The organism is Delftia acidovorans SPH-1 (assembly GCF_000018665.1).
Classification (GTDB): Bacteria; Pseudomonadota; Gammaproteobacteria; order Burkholderiales; family Burkholderiaceae_C; genus Comamonas; species Comamonas acidovorans.
On sequence record NC_010002.1, the window covers coordinates 4,021,056 to 4,041,425 of the forward strand.

Annotated in this window: 18 protein-coding genes and 1 riboswitch; of the genes, 10 read left to right on the forward strand and 8 right to left on the reverse strand. The window is 66.3% G+C overall.

Annotated features, from left to right (window positions below; genetic code table 11):
* Positions 1 to 47 precede the first annotated feature (47 nt).
* Together DACI_RS18430 and DACI_RS18435 are read right to left on the reverse strand one after the other, a co-directional pair.
* Positions 48 to 2,417: a S53 family peptidase gene (locus tag DACI_RS18430; RefSeq protein WP_043783511.1), complete on the reverse strand. Its 2,370-nt coding sequence runs from the start codon at positions 2,415 to 2,417 to the stop codon at positions 48 to 50.
* Between the two features lie 98 nt (positions 2,418 to 2,515).
* Positions 2,516 to 2,611, reverse strand: a riboswitch (cyclic di-GMP riboswitch).
* A 100-nt stretch (positions 2,612 to 2,711) separates the two neighbouring features.
* On the reverse strand, positions 2,712 to 3,482 hold the full coding sequence (locus DACI_RS18435; protein ID WP_012205491.1) for a DsbA family protein: 771 nt from the start codon (positions 3,480 to 3,482) through the stop codon (positions 2,712 to 2,714).
* A 137-nt stretch (positions 3,483 to 3,619) separates the two neighbouring features.
* Between DACI_RS18435 and DACI_RS18440 the strand changes: the two genes are divergently transcribed.
* The 3 genes from DACI_RS18440 to mnmH all read left to right on the forward strand — a co-directional run bounded on the left by DACI_RS18440 (position 3,620) and on the right by mnmH (position 6,664).
* Positions 3,620 to 4,198 (forward strand): retropepsin-like aspartic protease family protein, encoded by a 579-nt coding sequence (locus tag DACI_RS18440; protein WP_192812288.1) that lies wholly within the window; start codon positions 3,620 to 3,622, stop codon positions 4,196 to 4,198.
* Between the two features lie 36 nt (positions 4,199 to 4,234).
* On the forward strand, positions 4,235 to 5,359 hold the full coding sequence (locus DACI_RS18445; RefSeq protein WP_012205493.1) for a serine hydrolase domain-containing protein: 1,125 nt from the start codon (positions 4,235 to 4,237) through the stop codon (positions 5,357 to 5,359).
* A 240-nt stretch (positions 5,360 to 5,599) separates the two neighbouring features.
* On the forward strand, positions 5,600 to 6,664 hold the full coding sequence (gene mnmH, locus DACI_RS18450; RefSeq protein WP_043783514.1) for a tRNA 2-selenouridine(34) synthase MnmH: 1,065 nt from the start codon (positions 5,600 to 5,602) through the stop codon (positions 6,662 to 6,664).
* 27 nt (positions 6,665 to 6,691) lie between these two features.
* On the opposite strand, the gene DACI_RS18455 is transcribed toward mnmH, so the two are convergent.
* Positions 6,692 to 7,327 (reverse strand): LysE family translocator, encoded by a 636-nt coding sequence (locus DACI_RS18455; RefSeq protein ID WP_012205495.1) that lies wholly within the window; start codon positions 7,325 to 7,327, stop codon positions 6,692 to 6,694.
* 126 nt (positions 7,328 to 7,453) lie between these two features.
* On the opposite strand from DACI_RS18455, the gene DACI_RS18460 reads away from it, so the two are divergent.
* Together DACI_RS18460 and DACI_RS18465 are read left to right on the forward strand one after the other, a co-directional pair.
* Positions 7,454 to 8,983, forward strand: coding sequence for an aminotransferase-like domain-containing protein (locus DACI_RS18460; RefSeq protein ID WP_012205496.1), 1,530 nt, complete (start codon positions 7,454 to 7,456; stop codon positions 8,981 to 8,983).
* A gap of 112 nt (positions 8,984 to 9,095) precedes the next feature.
* The gene (locus tag DACI_RS18465) at positions 9,096 to 9,893 is read left to right on the forward strand and encodes a hypothetical protein (RefSeq protein WP_012205497.1); all 798 of its coding nucleotides are present in this window, start codon (positions 9,096 to 9,098) and stop codon (positions 9,891 to 9,893) included.
* A 45-nt stretch (positions 9,894 to 9,938) separates the two neighbouring features.
* Here DACI_RS18465 and DACI_RS18470 read toward each other — a convergent pair whose 3' ends face one another.
* Together DACI_RS18470 and DACI_RS18475 are read right to left on the reverse strand one after the other, a co-directional pair.
* A complete protein-coding gene (locus DACI_RS18470) occupies positions 9,939 to 10,274 on the reverse strand; it encodes a cupin domain-containing protein (RefSeq protein ID WP_012205498.1) in 336 nt (111 codons plus the stop codon).
* Between the two features lie 100 nt (positions 10,275 to 10,374).
* On the reverse strand, positions 10,375 to 10,827 hold the full coding sequence (locus tag DACI_RS18475; RefSeq protein ID WP_012205499.1) for an SRPBCC family protein: 453 nt from the start codon (positions 10,825 to 10,827) through the stop codon (positions 10,375 to 10,377).
* A gap of 221 nt (positions 10,828 to 11,048) precedes the next feature.
* Here DACI_RS18475 and DACI_RS18480 point away from each other — a divergent pair, with 221 nt between their 5' ends.
* The 5 genes from DACI_RS18480 (at position 11,049) to DACI_RS18500 (ending at position 16,187) form a co-directional block, all read left to right on the forward strand.
* Positions 11,049 to 12,032: a Bug family tripartite tricarboxylate transporter substrate binding protein gene (locus DACI_RS18480; RefSeq protein ID WP_012205500.1), complete on the forward strand. Its 984-nt coding sequence runs from the start codon at positions 11,049 to 11,051 to the stop codon at positions 12,030 to 12,032.
* Positions 12,033 to 12,043: 11 nt separating this feature from the next.
* Positions 12,044 to 13,465 carry a CaiB/BaiF CoA transferase family protein gene (locus DACI_RS18485; RefSeq protein WP_012205501.1) on the forward strand — a complete coding sequence of 474 codons (1,422 nt, stop codon included), beginning with the start codon at positions 12,044 to 12,046 and terminating at the stop codon, positions 13,463 to 13,465.
* Positions 13,450 to 13,845 (forward strand): cupin domain-containing protein, encoded by a 396-nt coding sequence (locus DACI_RS18490; protein WP_012205502.1) that lies wholly within the window; start codon positions 13,450 to 13,452, stop codon positions 13,843 to 13,845. Before DACI_RS18485 ends, DACI_RS18490 begins: the two co-directional genes overlap by 16 nt.
* Positions 13,846 to 13,902: 57 nt before the next feature.
* Complete coding sequence (locus DACI_RS18495) at positions 13,903 to 15,066, forward strand: acyl-CoA dehydrogenase family protein (protein ID WP_012205503.1); 1,164 nt, start codon at positions 13,903 to 13,905, stop codon at positions 15,064 to 15,066.
* 167 nt (positions 15,067 to 15,233) lie between these two features.
* On the forward strand, positions 15,234 to 16,187 hold the full coding sequence (locus DACI_RS18500) for a LysR substrate-binding domain-containing protein (RefSeq protein ID WP_012205504.1): 954 nt from the start codon (positions 15,234 to 15,236) through the stop codon (positions 16,185 to 16,187).
* Here DACI_RS18500 and DACI_RS18505 read toward each other — a convergent pair.
* The 3 genes from DACI_RS18505 to DACI_RS18510 form a co-directional block, all read right to left on the reverse strand.
* Complete coding sequence (locus DACI_RS18505; protein WP_012205505.1) at positions 16,168 to 16,488, reverse strand: hypothetical protein; 321 nt, start codon at positions 16,486 to 16,488, stop codon at positions 16,168 to 16,170. The two genes, DACI_RS18500 and DACI_RS18505, sit on opposite strands and share 20 nt — an antisense overlap.
* 196 nt (positions 16,489 to 16,684) lie before the next feature.
* A complete protein-coding gene (locus DACI_RS31470) occupies positions 16,685 to 17,416 on the reverse strand; it encodes a hypothetical protein (RefSeq protein WP_012205506.1) in 732 nt (243 codons plus the stop codon).
* Positions 17,417 to 17,836: 420 nt separating this feature from the next.
* Positions 17,837 to 20,329, reverse strand: a complete 2,493-nt coding sequence (locus tag DACI_RS18510) for a hybrid sensor histidine kinase/response regulator (protein WP_043781937.1) — start codon at positions 20,327 to 20,329, stop codon at positions 17,837 to 17,839.
* Positions 20,330 to 20,370 lie beyond the last annotated feature (41 nt).

The following is a 20,370-nucleotide window of genomic DNA, read 5'->3' on the forward strand; positions in this document are numbered from 1 at the left end:
CTGCGCAGCCACGGCGCGGCGATCCGCCCCGCGTGGCCGCGCCAAACTCAAGGCGCCGTGATGGTGACGGGCATCGTTGCCTGGGCGCTGCGGCCCAGGGAATCACGTGCCACCACCAGCAGCGCATAGCTGCCGGCCACCGGCTGGGCCCACCGCATGCTGATCGCGGAGCCCTGGGCCGTGAACACCATGCCCAGCGGCACGCCGGAGAGGGACACTGACACGGAGGTCGCGCCAGGCGCCGACACGCTGATCGTTGCGGACAGGGGGACGCCTGCCTTGCCCTGCACGGCGGCGGCGGTGATGGCCAGGTCGGCGCCTGCTGTACCGGCGGGGGCCACCTTCACCGTGAAGACGGCGCTGCCGCTCAGTCCGGTCGCCGTGTCCCGGGCCACCACCGTAACGCTGTAGTTACCTGCCACGGGCTTGGGCCAGCTCACCAGGCCGGTGGTGCTGATGACCATGCCGGAGGGCGCGGAGACCAGGCTGTAGCTGACGGGGTGGGGCGCGGTTGCGGCGGCGCTGAACGACAGCGCCACGTTGGCCGTACCGCTGATGCTGGCTCCGGTGACCACGGGAGGCTGGGCCGGTGCGATCCTGACCGTATAGGCCGCCTGCCCGGTCAGGCCTGTTTTCGTGTCCGTGGCCCGGGCCGTGATGGCGTAGCTTCCCGCCACGGGGGCTGTCCAGGTGACGATTCCCGTCGCGGCTGCGACCGCCATTCCCGCTGGTGCGCTTGCCAGGCTGTAGCTCAGCGGGTTGCTGCCTGTGGCCGACACGGTGAAGCTCAGGGCCTTGCCGGCATCGCCCGAAATGGTGGCCGCAGCCACGACCGGTGCCACCGCAGCGGGTGTGGCGGCGCCCAGTGCGCTGAGCAGATCCGTGGCATTGGGCGTGCCAAGGCCGGTGAGTTCGTCAAAGCCTGCACGCGCAGAACAGGTGGCGCAACTGCCATGCGAGCCGCTGGTGATGTCGGCGAATGCCCTGGAGTAGCTGGTGGGTGTTGCTGCCACTTTGCCGTACAGCATGGGTTGGGTGCTGCCCAGAGGCGCCAGCGCAGATTGGGCTCGCATGGCGTTGGCTACGGCGACCAGTCCAGCCCACATCGGGGAAGACAGGCTGGTGCCGCCTGCGCTGACCCACTGCACGGCCGTGCCGCCCGAGGGGATGACGGCCAGATAGTGCCCGGTGGACGGATCCGCGTTCATTGCCACGTCGGCCACGGTGCGGCGACTCAGCCCGCCCACGCCCGGCACGCCGCTTTGTTGGTAGGCCGATGCGGGTACATAGGCGCTGATGCCGCCTCCCGTGCCCGACCAGGCCACCTCAGATCGGCTGCCTGCTCCGGAGTAGCTCAGCGAAGTGCCTCCCACGGCGAGCACCTTGGAGGAGACTGAAGGCCACAACACGCCCGCGCCCCAGTCGCCGGTGGCAGCCAGGTAGGTCATCTGGCTGGCGCCGAACACGGAGTCCACGGAGGTGGTCCAGCTGCCCTCGGCCGTGCCGAAGCTCATGGAAAGTACACCAGGGCCCATGGCATTGGCCAGTTGCACGGCACGCAGCAGGCTGTTGGTCGATGCGTCAGGCGCCTCGATCAGCACGATGCGTGCAAGCGGTGCGATGGCGTGCGACCACTGCACATCCAGCGCGATCTCGGTGGCCCAGCCCGCGTTGTAGGCCGGTGCGCGTGCCGCCAACTGGCCCGACGTGTCGCTGTACGCGACCAGCAGCTCGCAGCCTGTCGAGGACGCCGCGGGCATGGGCAGCGGGGCAGCGGGCGCCAATATGCGGCCAGTACAGTTGGGCAGGCCGAAGCGCTGGTTGAAGGTGGCCAGTTCGGTCGCGACGTTGGGGTTGTGGTAGGCATTGACGACGTAGATGGTCTGACCTGCGCCCATCTGCGCTGCCTGTGCCGGTGTGAGCGGGCTGCCGTACGGTGCCAGCCCGGGAAAGCCATAGGCTGCTCGTACTTGCGCCGGGGTATAGGTCACGATGGAGCCAGAGGCCAAGGGCGTGGGCGTGCCCTGCTGGGAGGTGATCTCCATGGACGGCTGTCCGCGCTGGGCTGCCAGCAATTCATCGGGGGTGAGCCTGCGGGTGGACAGCGATCTGGTTTGAGGCGGCAGGATGCTGGCCACAGGCGGCAGCTGCGCCCCGTCGCCTGCAACTGCGACGCCCGGCCCCTGTGGCGGCTCCACAAATACCGGGGCAATGTGGAACTGCGGCTGCGCTACGGCCGAGCCTACGGTGTCGTCCAGCACCACGAGGTTCTCGAGGGTCGTCGTGCCGGAGGCCAGCGGGCCGGCCACCGCTTGGGAGGGGGCTGCCGTATCGCTTCCCCCTCCGCAGGCTGAAAGGGCTGCTGCGCACAGCGCCGTGATGGCCCACCAGCGCGGTGGTGCGAGGAAAAGGTTCAAGCGAATCGTGCGGCAGGGTGCCATGCTGATCTCCGTCAAGTGTGGCCATGCACGGCCCTTGGCGAAGTCGCATGCAGGGACCGGCAGGAATGACGGCACCTGGCAACCCCGCTGTCATGCCCGCCCGTCAAAGGGCGGGGGTAGACCGGAGGCTTTGCGACCCCGCCTTTCGTACGGGTGTGCTGGTGCGCAAATTGTAGGTAAATTTAATATTTTTATCAAATTATGTTTTATCAAATATGCCAATTTTCGATGTCGTAACCTGCACGCGGATCCAGCAAGCGATTTGGTTCCTCAGCCTTGCCCGGGCAGGGCGCATCCGTCTGCATCACATCCGGGCGCGTCGGTGGGGGTAGCTGTTCCACCCTGAAGTGCCGACACCTGTGCGACCCACTCGCCCAGCTGCGTTGCCCAGCCCTGTGCATCTCCCAGCCAGGGTCCGATGTCGATGCGCTGTATGGCGCGCTGGCCCGGCTGCTCTGCCTCGGGGTGGTCGAACTCCAGCGCGAAGGTCGGGAAACCCTGGCCCTGTGCCAGTTCCAGCCATTCGCGCGCCTGGGCGATATGGGCCTGGGTGGCGGCGCCCGAAAGGCGCTGGAAGGCGTCGGTGAAGGCCGCCACGTCCAGGCCCAGGTCCCGGGCCAGTTCCAGCAGCACGGCCGGATCGCTGATGCGGCGGCCTTCGACATAGTGGGCCTGCTGCTGGCGCGCCAGCATGTCCAGGCCCCGGCCCGCTAGTTCCTCGGCCGCCAGCAGCGCCGTGGTGGGCGGCTCGGAGTCCAGCACGGCGCCCAGGTCGTTGAGCAGGCCGTCGAAGTAGGCCGTGCCGAAGGGCTGGCCCGTCATCTCGGCAATGCGCTGGTCGTGCGGCATCACGTGGCCGCGCCAGTCGGCCGTGATGGTGCGGGTATGGGCGCCCGTGAGCATGCCGCCGCCATGCCATTGCAGCGTGACGCCGGGCACGCTGCGCGCGGCCTTGACCAGGGGCGCGGCGGCATAGCACCAGCCGCACAGCGGGTCGAAGATGTAGTGAAGGACAAAGGGCGGCTGCGCGGTCGTGGTCATGGCAGGAGCGGGCTGTGATGAAGGCGCCCACTGTAGCGGCTATTGGCTTGCCCGTGACGGGGCAGGGCCGCAGGCAGAATGGGCGACTGCCGCCGTGCAGCCACCGTGCTGCCATCGCCGATCCCGTCTGCATTGCCATGCGCCTCAAATCCACGCCGCCTCCGTCCGATCCTTCCGCTGCCTCCGCCCCGGCCGCCGAGCCCAGCGTCCAGTCCGTCGCCCAGCGCGGCATGCTGGGTTTTCTGCTGTTCTGGCTGCTGGTCATGGGCGTGCTGTACTGGGCCATGCAGATGTACCTGAAGCCGGCAGGCGTCAAGGTGCAGGCCGATGGCACGGTGGCCATTGCGCGTGACCGCGACGGGCATTTCCGCGTGGAAGGGGCCGTCAACGGGCAACCCGTCATGTTCCTGGTGGACACGGGCGCCAGCATGGTCGGCGTGACCGAGCCGCTGGCCGAGCGCGCAGGCCTGGACGGCGGCGAGCCGGTTCGCTTTCGCACCGCCAATGGCGAGCGCGACGGCCGCATGGTGGTGGCCGAGCAGGTGCGCGTGGCCTCCCTGGTGGTCAGCGGCCTGCGCGTGGGCACAGGCTATACCGGCAGCACGGACAGGGATGCGCTGCTGGGCCAGAACTTCCTGCGCCAGTTCGATGTGGAAATACGCGGCGACCGCATGCTGATCCATCCGCGCGGCAGCGGGTCTTCGCCCAGGCAGTAAGTACGTAAGCAATTAATTAAGTTAAGGGAGAGGGGCATGACACACAACGCCTTTCGCACCGACAGGCGCAGATGGCTGCAGACGGGCGCAGCCCTGGCGGCGCTGGGCTGCACGGCCTGTGCCAGCATGGGGCAGGGCGGTGCCTCTTCCACCGGCACCGGCCTGGCCGAAGACCTGGGCGAACGCCTGGACCAGGGCGTGCAGAGCGGAGAACTGGCGAACCTGCACGCCGTCGTCGTGATGCGCCACGGCCGGCTGGCGCTGGAGCGCTATTTCGAGGGCGAGGACGAGCGCTGGGGCGAGCCGCTGGGCAAGGTGGCCTTCAACGCCGACTCCCTGCACGATGTGCGCTCGGTCAGCAAGAGCATCGTCGGCCTGCTTTACGGCATGGCCCTGGCCGAAGGCAAGGTGCCCGCGCTGGACACGCCCCTGGTCCAGGCCTTTCCCGCCTACAGCGATCTGGCGGCCGATGAGGGCCGGCGCGGCATCCTGGTCTCCCATGCCCTGGGCATGACCATGGGCCTGCAATGGGACGAGGACCTTCCGTATTCCGACCCGCGCAATAGCGAAATCGCCATGGAGCGCAGCAGCGACCGTTACCGCTACGTGCTGGAGCAGCCCATCGTCGCCCCGCCCGGCGAACGCTGGTGCTACAGCGGCGGGGCGACGGCACTGCTGGGCCACCTGATCGCACAGGGCAGCGGCATGCCGCTGCTGGACTATGCGCGGCACAAGCTGTTTGCTCCGCTGGGCATCGACAAGGCGGAGTGGACGCCTGGCACCAACGGCGAGGCGGCCGCCGCCTCCGGCCTGCGCCTGCGGGCGCGGGACCTGGCCCGCATCGGCCAGCTGGTGCTGCAGCAGGGCGAGTGGCCGGGTGGAAGGCAAGGCCGGGCGCTGGTACTCCGACATTGGATTGTGCAATCCATTCAGCCACGCGTGGACGCCTGGCCCGGCCTGCGCTACGGCCACCACTGGTACGTGGGGCAGACCCGCGCCGGCCTGGCGTACTACATGGCCATCGGCCTGGGCGGCCAGCGGCTGGTGGTCGTGCCCCAGCATTCGCTGGTGTATGCCGTCTTCATGGGCAACTACGACAGCCCCCAGCAGGTGCAGCGCGTGGCCGCCGTGCAGGGCCTGATCGCCGCTGCCTTGCGTTGACTGCCTGGCGTTGACAGCCTTGCCCTGACAGCCGAGCGCGGGCACGTCGGGCGTGCGAGAATCCCTGCTTCCAAGGTCGGCTGCATGCCCGGCTCGCGCAAGCAGGGCGCGAAGCGGGGCGGGCCGGTGCGTGTCGAGGCTCGATCCACTTTCCTGGTTCCGGTGCCGGCCCATGAGCCCCTGAGGCCATGGCGCCGGTTGTTTCTGCCTCCCGCATGATCGCCAGATCACCGTTTGCCCGTGTCCCACCGCCAGCCCATCCGCATCGCCGACCGCCACCAGTTCGACACCCTGATCGACGCCCGCTCGCCTGCCGAATTCGCGCAGGACCACATTCCCGGTGCCATCAACTGCCCCGTGCTCGACAACGAGGAGCGCGCCCGGATCGGCACCATCTACAAGCAGGTCAGCCCCTTCGAGGCCAAGCGCCTGGGTGCGGCCATGGTCTCGGCCAACCTGGCGCGCCATCTGCAGGAAACCTTCGCCGACAAGCCCGCCAACTGGAAGCCGCTGGTCTACTGCTGGCGCGGCGGCCTGCGCAGCGGCTCCATGGTCACCTGGCTGCGCCTGGTCGGCTGGGATGCGCAGCAACTGGCAAACGGCTACAAGTCCTATCGCGGCCATGTGATCGAGCTGATCGACCGCCTGGTGCCCCAGCTGCGCCTGCAGGTGCTGTGCGGCGCCACCGGCAGCGCCAAGACCCGGGTGCTGCATGCCCTGGCCGAGGCCGGCGAGCAGGTGCTGGACCTGGAGGGCTATGCCAGCCACAAGGGCTCCTTGCTGGGCAACCTGCCCGGCGTGGAGCAGCCCAGCCAGAAATACTTCGAGACGCTGCTGGCCCAGCAGCTGGAGAGTTTCGATCCGTCGCGCACCGTGTACGTGGAAGGCGAGAGCGCCAAGATCGGCCGCGTGTCCCTGCCGCTGGTGCTGGTCGAGCACATGCGCCAGTCGCCCGTGATTGCGCTCGATGCCACGCCCGAGGCGCGCCTGGCCTACCTGCTGCGCGACTACGCCTACCTGGGCGACGATCCGCAGACGCTGGCCGACAAGCTGGGCTGGCTCAAGGAGCTGCAGGGCAAGGAGACCATCTCGCGCTGGCAGGCCTGGGCGCATGAGCGCAGCCTCTCGCCGCTGTTCTCCGAGCTCATGGCCCAGCACTACGACCCGCACTACGAGCGCTCGCAGGAGCGGCATTTCACGCAGTGGCGCACGCGCCGCAGCGTGCAGGCCGACGACCTCAGCGAGGCCGGCATCGCCGCGCTGGCGCAGCAGATACTGGCGCTGGATGGGGCATCGGCCGCATGAAGCAGCCGGGTGGATCAGGCGTTTGAATCAGGCGTGTGAATCTGCCAGCACCGGGTACAGCGACAGCAGCAGCAGGGCGGCCATGCCCCAGTTGAAGCGGCGCAGTGCCTGCGGCGAGCGCAGCGCGCGCCCCACGGCGCTGCCGAACAGCGTCCAGACGCTGACGCTGGGATAGTTCACGATGCCCAGCACCAGGGCGGCCAGCACCAGGTTGATGAAGAAATCCTCGCGCGGCGTGTAGGTGGCAATCACGCCGATGGCCATGATCCAGGCCTTGGGGTTGACCCACTGGAACGCCGCCGCCTGCCAGAACCCGAAGGGGCGGGTGCCCGCGTTGCCGCCGTCGATGCCGCCGCTGCCCGCGATCTTCCAGGCCAGCCAGACCAGGTAGGCCGCGCCCAGGTACTTGAGCGCGGTGTAGATCACCGGCAGGCGCTCGAACACCGCGCCCAGGCCCGCGCCCACCAGCAGCACCATGACCACCACGCCCAGGGTGATGCCCAGCATATGGGGCACCGTGCGGCGGTAGCCGAAGGTGGCGCCCGAGGCCGTCAACATCACATTGTTGGGGCCGGGCGTGACGGAGCTGACGAAGGAGAACATGGCCAGCGGCAGCAGGAACGAGGTGTGGGCGGTATCGAAGGGCATGGTGGCAACAGGCATGACAGGGGATCCGGCGCCCTGTCTGCGCATGCCGCAGGCCGCGGCGCCGTCAGGCCATGCTAATGTCAGTGTTCGGTACAGTAGCAGTACACTTTGCCAGAACAATTTGCCAACTGGCCTGCCCACATGACCCTGACACTTGATCCCGCAGCCACGCTGAAGGAAGCGCAGGCACAGCAGACACCGCAGACATCGAGTGCATCCTCCGCTACGGCTTTCCAGGCCGCTGCGCCCTGGCGTCCGCTGCGCTCCTCCGATCTCTCGCTGGTCGAGCAGCTCGTGGACCACTACGGCGGCCTCATCCGCCACCATGGCCTGCGCGCGGGCTCGCGGCTGCCCTCGGTGCGCGCGCTGGCGCAGCAGGCCGGCGTCAGCCGCGATACCGTGGTCCAGGCCTACGACCGGCTGGCCGCGCAAGGCCTTGTGCATTCGCGGCGCGGCTCCGGCGTCTTCGTCAGCGCCCGGCGCGCGGCCCAGGCCGTGCCGCGCGCCAGCCACGGCCTGCCCACGCTGGAGCAGGGCGCGGCCTTTGATACCGCCTTTCTGTTGCGCAGCATGTTCCGCGAAGGCACGGAGCATTCGGGCGACGCCGGCATGCTGCCGCCGGAATGGCTGGACCAGGAGATGCTGGCCTCGGCCCTGCGTGCCGTCGGCCGCAGCACGGGCACCAGCCTGCTGACCTATGGCGTGCCCCAGGGCTATCTGCCGCTGCGCCAGCAGATCGCCTCGGTGCTGCAGGCCCAGGACGTGCCCGCCCACCCCGAGGCCCACCTGATGACCGTGGCCGGCGCCACCCAGGGCCTGGACCTGATCGTGCGCAGCCTGGTGCGGCCCGGCGATACGGTGCTGGTGGAAGACCCGGGCTGGTTTCTCATTTTCGGCCGGCTCAACGCCCTGGGCGTGAACGTGGTCGGCGTGCCCCGCCTGCCCGGCGGCCCCGACGTGGAGGCGCTGGAGCGGCTGGCCCGCCAGCACCAGCCCCGGCTTTTCATCCTCAACACGGCCGTGCACAACCCCACGGGCCAGACCCTGTCGGCCGGCGTGGCCCACGAGGTGCTGCGCATTGCCGAGCGCCACGACTTCTACCTGGCCGAGGACGACACCTACTCCGACTTCCTGCCCGGCGTGCCCGTGCGCCTGGCTGCCATGGACCGGCTGCAGCGCGTGCTCCTGGTGGGTGGCTACTCCAAGACCCTGGCCGGCAGCCTGCGCGTGGGCTATGTCGCGGCGCACACCGACCTGATACGGCGGCTGACCGACCTCAAGCTGCTGGGCGGGCTGACCACGGCGCTGCCGGGCGAGCAGGTGGTGCACCGCGTGCTGGCCGATGGCCAGTACCGCAAGCATGTGGACCGCCTGCGCGAGCGCGTGGACCGCGCGCGCAACCGCTGCCTGCGCATGCTCGAAGCCCTGGACTGCCGCGCCCCGCACGAGCCGCAGGCCGGCATGTTCGCCTGGGTGGACTGCGGCGTGGACTCGGAGGTGCTGGCCCGCCATGCCGCGCCGCAGGGCCTGCTGCTGGCACCGGGCCTGCTGTTTTCGCCCAGGCAGGCCGCAGGCAGCATGCTGCGCATTCCCGTGCCCATGGTGGAGCAGCCCCAGACCTGGAAGATCCTTGGCCACCTGCTGGCGCAGCACCGTGGCGGTGGTGGATGACCGGATGGTGCAGCAGCGCTGCCTGACGGGAGGTTGACGCTGCCGGCGCCAGGGCATGTAAGACAGGGCATCGTGCCTCGGCGCCCCGGTAGTGCGCTGCTATCGTTCCGGGATGACTATTGAGCTTGTCTTGCCAGGGGAGGCCGGCCGCAGAGCCGGGGTGAACGACAGCCGGCCCCGACCGGGAGGTGGCGCGGCGCGCCGCCTGGCGCCGGTGCTGGCGCTGCTGCTGACAGCGGGCTGTGCCGACACGCCCGCGCCGCGCGGCAAGGTGGAGGGCGCCTCGTTCGAGCCCGGTGAAATCGTGCAGTCCGACAGCAACCGCATGGCCACCCTGGCCATGAAGGAGAACCTGGACAGCCTGATGCGCATCATGGACAAGCTGTACCTGCGCAACCCCGCCGAGTGGAAGAAAACCGCCGAAAGCCGCGAGGCCGCATCCGCCTACGTGCGCATCGCCATCACCGAGCGCCAGCCCTGGGCCGACCTGCACGGTGCCCAGGACGTGGCCGCGCTCTCGCTGGCGCTGCAGCCCGACTTCAAGGGCGACCGCGTGGCCGCCTTCGTCCATGCGCTGGCCGACACCATCATCACCGCCCACGGCGGGCGCACCAGCTTCACCCTGGTCCATGGGCTGGACCCGCAGCTGATCTACAACGCCGCACGCAACGTGGAAGTGGCCAACTGGATTCTCAACTCACGGCGCAATGCCGCGGGCGGGCCGCTGCTGCTGTCCAACCACCTGGGCGACGACGCGCGCAACCTCAGCTTCGAGCGCGAGATGGGCAAGATCATCGGCCGGCTGGACCTGATCGCCAACTACACCACCGAGCGCTACCGGCGCTCCTTCATTGGCTACGGGCAGGGACTGGTGGCCGGGCCGTTCATGCAGTTCCTGCCGGTGCGCTGAGGCGCTGAGGCCCTGAGTGGGCTGAATGCGCTGAAGTGGCAAGCGTCAGGACGCGTCACACAGAACGATGGTGACCAGAGCGGAGGTGTCTTCGATGGCGCGTACCGCATGCGCCATGTTGGCCGGCAGGTGCATCAGCTGGCCGGCCTGCAGGGACTGGCGGCTTTCGCCGAGCATCACCTCCAGCTCGCCTTCCAGGCAGTGCAGGCTGACGCTGCCCGGCACCTTGTGCGGCGGCAGCGACTGGCTGGCGCGCAGCACCACGCGGATGACCTCCATGTCCTGGGACTTGAACAGGGCGCAGGTCCGTGCGCCCGCCAGCCGCGCACCAAACGGCAGGACATCGATGGCTTGAGCGGTCAGTGCAAGGGGGGTGGCCATGGCGGACCTCCGGGCGTTGGCGGGCAATACAGCCATTGTCCTCCGAAGCACGGGAATCCATCAACCGCAACTGTGTGACAGCAGGGGCTTGTGCAGGGTCTCAGCCCGGCACGCTGGCCTCCACCAGCAGGGTCAGCAACTGCAGCGACTCCTGCCAGCCCAGGTGACAGGCCTCGGCGGGAATGACGGCGGGCACGCCTTCCTGGGTCACATCCATTTCAGTGCCGCAGAACACCTCGCGCAGCGTGATGGTGGTGATCATCTCGCCGGGCAGTTGCGGGTCGTCGAAGCGGTCGGTATGGCGAACCAGCCGGCCAGGCTCCAGGTCCAGGAACTCCCCGCCGAAGCCGCTGCGCCCGCCCGTGGACAGATTGACGAAGGCCATGCGGTAGCGCCCGCCGACCCGGGCGTCGAACTCGGGCACCTCGCAGATGTAGCCGTGGGGCGGAAGCCATTTGGCCAGGGCAGCGGCCGTGGTGAAGGCCTGGTACACGCGCTGCGGCGGCGCCTTGAGGACGCGGTGCAGCCGGATGGTGTGGACGGTGTGTGACATGCGGAACTCCTTGGCGTGGTGTCGTGCAAGGCTGCCAGCCTCGCACCGATGCAGTCCTTGCGCAAGAGGCGGGACCTGGAGCCTGGCGCACGATTCAATGATTCATAAATCGAATCCTTGATTGGTTTTAAAGAATTGGACTTGAATCATTGACGCCCGCACCATGGCGGCGAGCGCTGGACACACAGCGCCGCTTTCCATAGGAAACAGGAGACAAGCAAATGAAGCATTCCCCGTTGCGCAGGGCCCTGGCCCTTGGCGCTATCAGCACCATTGCGGCCGTGGCCGCGCCCTGCGTGTCGGCGCAGGGTGGTTACCCCTCCAATCCCATCACCCTGGTCGTGCCGTTCGCGGCCGGCAGCGGCACGGACGCCGTGGCGCGGCTGGTGGCCACCCGGCTGGGTGAGCGGCTCAAGCAGCCCGTGATCGTGGACAACAAGGCCGGCGCCAATGCCCAGATTGCCGCCAACCATGTGGCCAAGGCCAAGCCGGACGGCTACACGCTGTTCATGACCACCAACACCTCGCACTCGGCCAACCCCTGGCTGGTCAAGGGCCTGAAGTACGACCCCGTCAAGGACTTCACACCTGTGGCGCGCGTGGGCGAGCTGCCGTTCGCGCTGCTGGTCCACCCCTCCGTTCCTGCCAAGACCGTGCAGGAACTCATCGACTACGCCAAGGCCAATCCCGACCGCCTGTCCTACGGCACGCCCAACAGCACCTCGCTGGTCGCCTCGGAAACCTTCAAGTACGTCACGCACACCCAGATCACCTCGGTGCCCTACAAGTCCAGCCCGCAGGCGCTGACCGACCTCATGGGCAACCAGATCCAGGTCTACGTGGCCGATCTGGGCTCGGCCTGGGGCACGATCAAGACCGACCGCGTGCGCACCCTGGCCGTCACGGCGGCCAAGGGCTCCACCCTGCTGCCCAATGTGCCGGCCATCGGCAAGACGCTGCCGGGCTTCGACATCACGTCGTGGAACGGCATCTTCGGCCCGGCCGGCATGCCCGCCGAGATCACCGAGCGGCTGAACACCGAGCTGCAGGCCATCCTCAAGGACAAGGCCGTGCAGGAGCAATTGGCCCAGGTCGGCTTCGAGGTCTGGCCCACGGCCACGCCTGCCGAGTTCGCCACCTATGTGAAGGACCAGATGGCCCGCTGGGGACAACTGGTCAAGCAGGCGGGCATCGAGGCGCAGTGAAGGAGAGCCGCATGGAGCAAGCGCAGCAAGGGCAGCAAGGCCCTCTTGCCGGAGTGAAGGTGCTGGACATGACCTCGGTGGTCATGGGCCCCTTTGCCACCCAGATCCTTGCAGGCCTGGGGGCCGAGGTGATCAAGGTCGAATCGCCCGAGGGCGACAACATGCGCCACGTCGGCCCCATGCGCAACCCCGCCATGGGCCACATCTTCCTGCAGGCCAACCAGGGCAAGCGCTCCGTGGTGCTGGACCTCAAGCAGGGCGCCGCGCGCGAGGCCCTGCTGCGCCTGGCCGAAGGCTGCGACGTGCTGGTCAGCAACGTGCGGCCCCAGGCCATGGCGCGCCTGGGCCTGGCCTACGAGGACGTGGCGGCGCGCAACCCGCGCATCATCCACGTGAGCTGCTGCGGCTTCGACCAGCGCGGCCCCTACGCGGCCCGGCCCGCATATGACGACCTCATCCAGGGCGCCACCGGCGTGCCCTGGCTGGCGCAGCAATACGGCGGTGGCGAGCCGGCCTATGCCCCCATGACCCTGGGCGACCGCGTCACCGGCCTGCACGCGGTCTACGCCGTCACGGCCGCCCTCTATGCGCGCGAGAAGACCGGCAAGGGCCAGGCCGTGGTCGTGCCCATGTTCGAGGCCATGACCCAGTTCATCCTGGGCGACCATATGGCGGGCCTGTCGTTCGAGCCGCAACTGGGCGGTCCCGGCTATGCGCGCCTGCTCACGGCCCACCGCAGGCCCTATCGCACCAGCGACGGCCACCTGTGCGTTCTCATCTACAACGACAAGCACTGGCACAGCTTCTTCAACGCCATAGGCCAGCCCGAGCGCATGGCCGAGCCCATCTTCGCCACCCACAGCCAGCGCGCGCTGCACATCGATGCCGTCTATGCCGAAGTCTCGCGGCTGATGGCAGGGCGCACCACCGCCGAATGGCGCACGCTGCTGGACGCGGCCGATGTGCCCAACATGCCCATGGCCTCGCCGGAGGACCTGATTGCCGACCCCCAGCACCAGGCCACCGGCTTCGTGCACGAGATAGACCACCCCAGCGAAGGCCGGCTGCGCACCACGGCCAGCCCCACGCGCTGGAGCGCCACGCCGCCCGCAGAACGCGCCGCCCCCGCGCCACGCCTGGGCGAACACACCCTGCAGGTGCTGCGCGACGCGGGCCTGACCGAGGCCGAGCTGGCCGCCCTGCAGGCCAGCCGCGCCTGCAGCCAGGCTGCCGCGCTGCAAGACGCCCCACCACAAACACAAGCGCAAGCACAAGCACAAGCACAAGCACAAGCACAAGCACAAGCACAAGCACAAGCACAAGCACAAGCACAAGCACAAGCACAAGCACAAGCACAAGCACAAGCACAAGCACAAGCACAAGCACAAGCACAAGCACAAACAGAAGGAAACCGCCCATGCCCCGCTATTTGATCCGCGAACAAGACGTGCCCGGCTACAGCCCCGCCAACCACCACGGCACCGTCAACCGGCGCCTGGTCAGCGCCGCCAACGTGGGCGCGCGCCACATGGAGCTGGTACTGGGCACGCTGGAGCAGGGCGGCGGCGCGCTGCCCCATGCCCACCCCGGCATGGAGCAGGCCTGCTACCTGCTGGCCGGAACGGCCGAAGTGGAAATCGACACCCCGGACGGCAAGGAACGCTTTGCCATGCAGCCCGGCGACACCTGCTTCTTCCCCGAGGACTGCATGCACATCTTCCGCGTGACCAGCGCCGAGCCCGTGCGCCTGCTGGTCTTCTACAGCCCGCCGTACGGCGAGAACCCCGAGCGCGTGCGCCGACCGGCAGCCTGAGCGCCGTCACCCCACAGACACAACAAGCGAACAGCAACAAGCAACGGAGAACTCACCATGGACTTTCTGTGGAACGAAGAACAGGAACAGATACGCGACGCCGTCGAGCGCGCCTGCGCACCCTTCGATGCCGACTACTGGCTGCGCAAGGACCACGAAGGCGGCTTCCCGCACGACTTCCACAAGGCCCTGGCCGACGCGGGCTGGCTGGGCATTGCCATGCCCGAGGAATTCGGCGGCGCGGGCCTGGGCATCAGCGAAGCGGCGCTGATGATGCACACCATCTCGGCCACGGGCGCAGGCCTGTCGGGCGCCTCGGCCGTGCACATGAACATCTTCGGCCTGCACCCCGTCGTCGTCTTCGGCACGGACGAGCAAAAACGCCGCTGGCTGCCCCCGCTGATCGCGGGCACGGACAAGGCCTGCTTCGGCGTCACCGAGCCCAATGCGGGCCTCAACACCCTCAAGCTGCAGACCCGCGCCGTGCGTGATGGCGACGTCTACGTGGTCCATGGCCAGAAAGTCTTCATCTCCACCGCCCAGGTCGCCAACAAGATCCTGCTGCTGGTGCGCACCAAGCCCGTGGAAGAGTGCAAGGGCACGGAAGGCCTGAGCCTGTTCTACACCGACCTGGACCGCGAACGCATCGAAGTGCGCGAGATCGACAAGCTGGGCCGCAAATGCGTGGACACCAACCAGCTGTTCATCGACGGCCTGCGCATCCCCGCCGAGGACCGCATCGGCGAAGAGGGCAAGGGCTTCTCGTACATCCTGCACGGCCTCAACCCCGAGCGCATCCTCATCGCCGCCGAGGCCGTGGGCTTGGGCCGCGCCGCCCTGGCGCGCGCCACCCAGTACGCCAAGGAGCGCGTGGTCTTCGACCGCCCCATCGGCCAGAACCAGGGGATACAGCACCCGCTCGCCCAGGCCTGGATGGGGCTTGAGGCGGCCCACCTCATGGTGCAAAAGGCTGCCTTCCTCTACGACAGGGGCCTGCCCTGCGGCGCCGAGGCCAACGCCGCCAAGTACCTGGCGGCCGAAGCCTGCGCCAAGGCCTGCGAAACCGCCATCTTCACGCACGGCGGCATGGGCTACGCCAAGGAATACCACGTGGAGCGCTACATGCGCGAATCCTGGATCCCGCGCCTGGCGCCCGTCAGCCCGCAACTCATCATGTGCTTCATCGCCGAAAAGGTATTGGGCTTGCCTAAATCGTATTGACCCCCTGAGTCGCTTCGCGCCTTCCCCCTTCTCGCTGCGCGGAGGGGGACGACACCCTCGGTGCGGGGCGGCCCTTTCTCGGTGTCTCAAAGTTGAGGTGCGCGGGTTTTGTGGCTGCGAACCATCTGAAGTCCCATGATTTATCAATCTGTATTTCAGAGGTAGCCATGGTGCAAGATGCCATCTCGCTTGCTCCCCATCCGCCGCCTCTCATGAAGACCCACCTGCTGCGCTATTTCGTCGCCCTGGCCGAGGAACGCCACTTCGGCCGCGCGGCCCAGCGGCTGTGCATCACCCAACCGCCGCTGAGCATGGCGCTCAAGACCCTGGAGCAGGACCTGGGCGCCAGCCTCATGGACCGCGACGCCAAGAACGTGCGCCTCACCCCTGCGGGCGAGGCCTTCCTGGTCGAGGCACGCAAGGTGCTCGCCCAGCTGCAGCACGCGGCCGACGTGGTGCGCGGCGTGGCCGAGGGCATGCAGGGCCGGCTGGACGTGGGCATCACCGGCTCCATGGTCTACCGCCAGGTGCCCGACTTCTGCCGCGCCTTCCGCGCAGAACGCCCCCTGGTCGAAGTCTGCCTGCATGAAATGTCCACGCGTGAGCAACTGCAGGCCATTGCCAGCGGCCAGATCGACTGCGGCTTTCTCAACATAGCCTCCCCGCCAGACGGCCTGCAGACCCTGTCGATCGGCGAGGAACCCTTTGTCTGCTGCCTGCCCGCCACGCATGCGCTGGCGCAGCAGCCCGACATCGACCTGCGCGAACTGGCCCGCGACACCTTCGTCATGTTCGCCCGCGAAGTGGCCCCGGCCAACTACGACAACGTCATCGCCTGCCTGCAGCAGGCCGGCATCCACCCCCACACACGCCACGCCGCGCGCCAGTGGCTCACCGTCATGGCCCTGGTCTCGGCAGAGCAGGGCGTGGCCCTGGTGCCCAGCTGCATGCAGCGCGTGGGCATGAACGGCGTGGTGTTCGTGCCGCTGCGCGGTCCGCAGCAGGCCATGACGCCCGCCGTCATGGCCTGGCGGGCGGACCAGCCTGCGGCGTTGCTGCAGGCTTTCATTGAGAGGGTGAGGGCGATGGCATCCACCGCCGTCAAGGGTGGTAGGGGTTGAGGGCTGTCACCTCTACAGACCCTTCGCAGTAGTGCATGGCGAAAACCACCAGCTCCTTACCATTCGATTGGGTGATGGCCTCCACGTGCCAAAAAGGCACTTTTTCTCCCGGAGAAAACGTCACCTTGGTGATGTCGAATGCGTACTGAGGAAACTTCTCTTTCAGTTTTTTCAGTACATTCGTCCGAACCAGATTAAAGTCATGGTTTTCGCAAGCGGTTGCGTTTTTTGCGTCCCCGTATGCGGTGATCAGCAAGACTGCGCCAGCCAAAAAACTGCGAAAAAAACTGTATCTTGACATGGTTTTTTCATATCAGCGGCCTGTGAAGTAATTGGCCAAAGCCGTTGATGGCCGGATACTGGCTGGAGTTATGCGCGGATGTGCGGCGTTGTGCGGGCACCATCATCAAAGACGGGTTGCCATGGTACTTTCTTCTGTTTTAGGCTGAAGAAGCCACCATGGCTTCCTGGTGTCATACACTTGATTTATTGTTGCTTCAATAGATTTCCATTATCCCATTTTCACTGGCTGAGTATTTGCTTTCCGAAACTGCTCGAGCAGAAACGGCCTTTCCCCGTGTGCCGGCCAAATGGGGGTACATGTAGCACAGAACTGCGACTTGCAAATTTGCTACTGGAATGCTACCAGCCATGGTGAAACCATTGTTATAGCAATTTGGAATTCCTCGAACTCCAACGGCGAGTGAAAGATCGCCACCTCTCGCGACAGAAAAGTCAACTCCTGCACTTGCAGATACTCTTGTATATGAGCCAGCACGTGAGTAAGGGTCGTAGCTTAGAGATAGAACAGGTCTGTAGTCCCATTGGCCACCAGGCATGTAATAGTAGTTGGAATGTTGCTTAAATGACATTTCCTTTTGAAGGGAAGGCGGTTCACAATGAAGGGGTATATTCCTTTCATCGCTGCCAATTACCATTTTTCCAGGAGACTCTGGATTTTTGTCTCCGTACATTTTACACAACCTCTTGTTGAATTCAATTGCTTCATCATTTTGATTGGTGGTTTCGTAGAGATACGATCCATTTGATAGCTTGACTAGATTTATGGTCACAGTACCATTCATTCCAGCCATGCTGCCAGAAATACTTCTGGCGACCATTGGCATGCCGTTCTTTTCAATTTCCTCATTCCCTATCAGAAAATCTTGAGCCGTTGCAGAGATTGATACGAGAAAAAGTATAGATCCGGTCAGAATTTTACTTGGCATAGTTCCCTCTGTGCTGAAATGTTAATAAGCCTTTGCTGCCACATGGCAGTGAGTGGCGCTATTAGTCTAAGTTCTTTCGAATTTTCAGATCAAGTGCAGACTGCTGTCGTTTTCTGTTTGTTCTGAAAAATAAGATGCTTCCTAGGAATTGACGTGAATTGACGATCAACGGTCTAAACACACGCATTCGGATGGCCTCATGAGCAAGGCTTGCGTTGATTCGCAGGCTTGATGAATCCGTAAATTCCTGGTGCCGTGCATCCGAGTGCTCTTGCCGCTTTGGCAGTGCCCCTTTGTCGTCGGCGATCGAGTCTGCCCACATAGCCACTACGAGGGCCGAGGGAGATGAGATATGGCAGGGTTTGAGCTGCGAGACAGGCGCCCGGAATCTGCGGGTCACCACGGCGCCAGCCGCGCAACTCAGTCCGATGGCACAGCGTCGGTACTGCCCAGAATATCCGCCACCTTGAGCGCCAGCGCATCCAATGTGAACGGCTTGGTCAGAAGCTGCGTACCGGGGTGCAGGTTTTCCTGGCTGAGCGGAGATGCCTCGGTGAACCCGGTGATGAAGAGCACCGGCAGGTCGGAACGGGCCAGGCGTGCCTCGTCGGCAAGCTGCTTGCCGTTCATTCCGCCGCGAAGCCTCATGTCCGTGATCAGCATGTCCACCCGGGTTCCGGCAAGCAGTACCTGTAGCGCGGCGGCTGCATCTGCCACGGCAAGCACCGTGTAGCCCAGATCGACAAGCGCCTCGTCGATGAGATGGCGGATCGGGGCTTCGTCATCCACGACCAGCAAGGTCCTTTGGGCAGGAACGACCACCTGCCGTGCCGCATCGACCGCGCGTTCTGCAACGGGTGCGGCGTCGCACCGGGGCAGATACAGGCAGACGGTGGTGCCCTGGCCCGGCTGGGAGAAGATCCTGACCGCTCCTCCCGATTGCCGTGCGAAGCCGTAGATCATCGACAGCCCCAACCCTGTTCCATGGCCCACCGGCTTGGTGGTGTAGAACGGCTCGAAGGCGCGCGCAATGGTCTGCTCCGACATGCCGGTGCCCGTATCGGTGACGCACAGCGACACATAGCCGCCCGGCGGAAGATCCCACTCCCGGGCTGCCGCCTCTTCAAGCTCGATATTGGCTGTCCTGATGGTCAGCCGGCCGCCTTCGGGCATGGCATCGCGGGCGTTGATGCACAGGTTCAGGATGGCGTTCTCCAGCTGCGTTCCATCGATTTGCGCATGCCACAGATGGGCTGCCGGCACGATGTCGATGTCCACGCTGGCGCCCACCGTCCTTCGCAGCAGGTCCTCCCAATCGGCCAGGAGCGCGGCCATATCGGTGGGCTTGGAGTCCAGGATCTGCCGGCGCGAGAACGCAAGCAGCCGCTGCGTGAGCGTGGCGGCGCGCCGCACCGCCCCCTGCGCTCCATGGATGAAGCGCGTGAGGTTGTCCACCTGGCCGCGCGCCAGCATCCGCTGCAGCAGCTCCAGATTGCCCATGACGGCCGCCAGCAGGTTGTTGAAGTCGTGCGCAAGACCGCCCGTCAACTGGCCCACGGCCTCCATCTTCTGCGACTGGCGCAGTTGCTCCTGTACCTTGGCCAGCGCTTCGGCCTTGGCCATTTCGGAGGTGATGTCGCGGCCCACCGCATTGATGCGGCCTGCCGCCGAACGGGTGGACCAGGAGATCCAGCGGTAGCTCCCGTCCCGATGGCGATACCGGTTGTCAAACCGGGCATGCGCCATGCCTGTGGCCAGCTCCTGCGTGTCCTGGATGGTGCGCGCCAGATCCTCCGGATGGATGAGATGAAAAAGCGTGGTGCCCAGCAGCTCGTCTTCACGCCAGCCCAATACCTCGGTCCAGGCCGGGTTGACCGCAGTGATGATGCCCTCGAACGTGCAGCGCATCATGATGTCGGAAGACAGCTGCCACAGCGCGTTGCGGTCGGCCGTGCGCTCTGCCACCTGTTCCTCCAGCGTGGCATTCAAGCGCTCCAGCGCGGCCTGCGCCTGCTTGCGCTCGGTGATGTCGGAGGCCGCTCCCAGCCAGCCGGTGATGGCGCCTGCGGCATCGAACAGCGGCACGGCGCGCGAGAACGCCCAGCCCACGCTGCCATCGACCCGGTTCACCCGGTGCTCGATCACGTAGTCCGTCTTCGTGCGGATGGCCCGCGCGATCTCCGCGCGCACCAGGTCGCGGTCCTCCGGGGGGATGTAGTCTTCCAGCCAGTTCGTGTTGGACGCCTGCGTGTCGGGGATGAACCCGCCGCCTGCCAGCTGGTGCAGCTCGCTCCAGTCCGCACTGATGGAGTAGCGCACTTCCGAGGAGGAGCGCACTAGCGCATCCAGCCGTTCCTCGCTCTGGCGCAACATGTCCAGCGCGCGTCGTTCCGCATCGATGTCCAAAATGGCGATGGCCGTGGCCACGACTTCCTTGTCTGCATTGCGCAGCGGCACCCCGAACACGCGCGTCCATACCTCAAGCCCCTGGGGCGTGTCATAGACACAGTCAACGCCCGGCACCACCAGCTCACCGCGGAACGCGCGGGCGGCCACAAACTGGTCACGGGGGACGGGCTTGCCGTCCTTGTCCCAACTGCGCCAGCGCCCCCGGTCTTCCTCGGCCGACAGCAGCGAAGGGATGGGGGTCTCCGGCAGGAAATGGCGGTAGGCCGGGTTGGACATCAGCACCTTGCCGCCCTTGCTCACCAGGCACAGGCCTATCGGCAGATGCTCGATGAAATCCGAGAACAGCGTCTTCTGGTCTGCCACCTGCGCATCGAAGGGGTCCTGATCGCTGGCGCCCGCGCCCTGTACGGCGCTGGCATGGCCCGCCGTGGCAATCGCCAGTTGCGCCCGCAGCCGGGCGTTTTCCTCGCGAAGCAGGGCAATCTCTTCGGACTCTTGGATCATGGGGGGGGATGGAGCGGGGCGTTGGGTGGAGGAGAGGGGGC

Bases quoted from the DNA above. Each gene is read 5' to 3' on its own strand.
- DACI_RS18435 (WP_012205491.1), bottom strand. From the start codon at position 3,482: ATGACCACGACCGCGCAGCCGCCCTTTGTCCTTCACTACATCTTCGAC.
- DACI_RS18440 (WP_192812288.1), top strand. From the start codon at position 3,620: ATGCGCCTCAAATCCACGCCGCCTCCGTCCGATCCTTCCGCTGCCTCC.
- DACI_RS18445 (WP_012205493.1), top strand. From the start codon at position 4,235: ATGACACACAACGCCTTTCGCACCGACAGGCGCAGATGGCTGCAGACG.
- DACI_RS18455 (WP_012205495.1), bottom strand. From the start codon at position 7,327: ATGCCTGTTGCCACCATGCCCTTCGATACCGCCCACACCTCGTTCCTG.
- DACI_RS18460 (WP_012205496.1), top strand. From the start codon at position 7,454: ATGACCCTGACACTTGATCCCGCAGCCACGCTGAAGGAAGCGCAGGCA.
- DACI_RS18465 (WP_012205497.1), top strand. From the start codon at position 9,096: ATGACTATTGAGCTTGTCTTGCCAGGGGAGGCCGGCCGCAGAGCCGGG.
- DACI_RS18470 (WP_012205498.1), bottom strand. From the start codon at position 10,274: ATGGCCACCCCCCTTGCACTGACCGCTCAAGCCATCGATGTCCTGCCG.
- DACI_RS18475 (WP_012205499.1), bottom strand. From the start codon at position 10,827: ATGTCACACACCGTCCACACCATCCGGCTGCACCGCGTCCTCAAGGCG.
- DACI_RS18480 (WP_012205500.1), top strand. From the start codon at position 11,049: ATGAAGCATTCCCCGTTGCGCAGGGCCCTGGCCCTTGGCGCTATCAGC.
- DACI_RS18485 (WP_012205501.1), top strand. From the start codon at position 12,044: ATGGAGCAAGCGCAGCAAGGGCAGCAAGGCCCTCTTGCCGGAGTGAAG.
- DACI_RS18490 (WP_012205502.1), top strand. From the start codon at position 13,450: ATGCCCCGCTATTTGATCCGCGAACAAGACGTGCCCGGCTACAGCCCC.
- DACI_RS18495 (WP_012205503.1), top strand. From the start codon at position 13,903: ATGGACTTTCTGTGGAACGAAGAACAGGAACAGATACGCGACGCCGTC.
- DACI_RS18500 (WP_012205504.1), top strand. From the start codon at position 15,234: ATGGTGCAAGATGCCATCTCGCTTGCTCCCCATCCGCCGCCTCTCATG.
- DACI_RS18505 (WP_012205505.1), bottom strand. From the start codon at position 16,488: ATGTCAAGATACAGTTTTTTTCGCAGTTTTTTGGCTGGCGCAGTCTTG.
- DACI_RS31470 (WP_012205506.1), bottom strand. From the start codon at position 17,416: ATGCCAAGTAAAATTCTGACCGGATCTATACTTTTTCTCGTATCAATC.
- DACI_RS18510 (WP_043781937.1), bottom strand. From the start codon at position 20,329: ATGATCCAAGAGTCCGAAGAGATTGCCCTGCTTCGCGAGGAAAACGCC.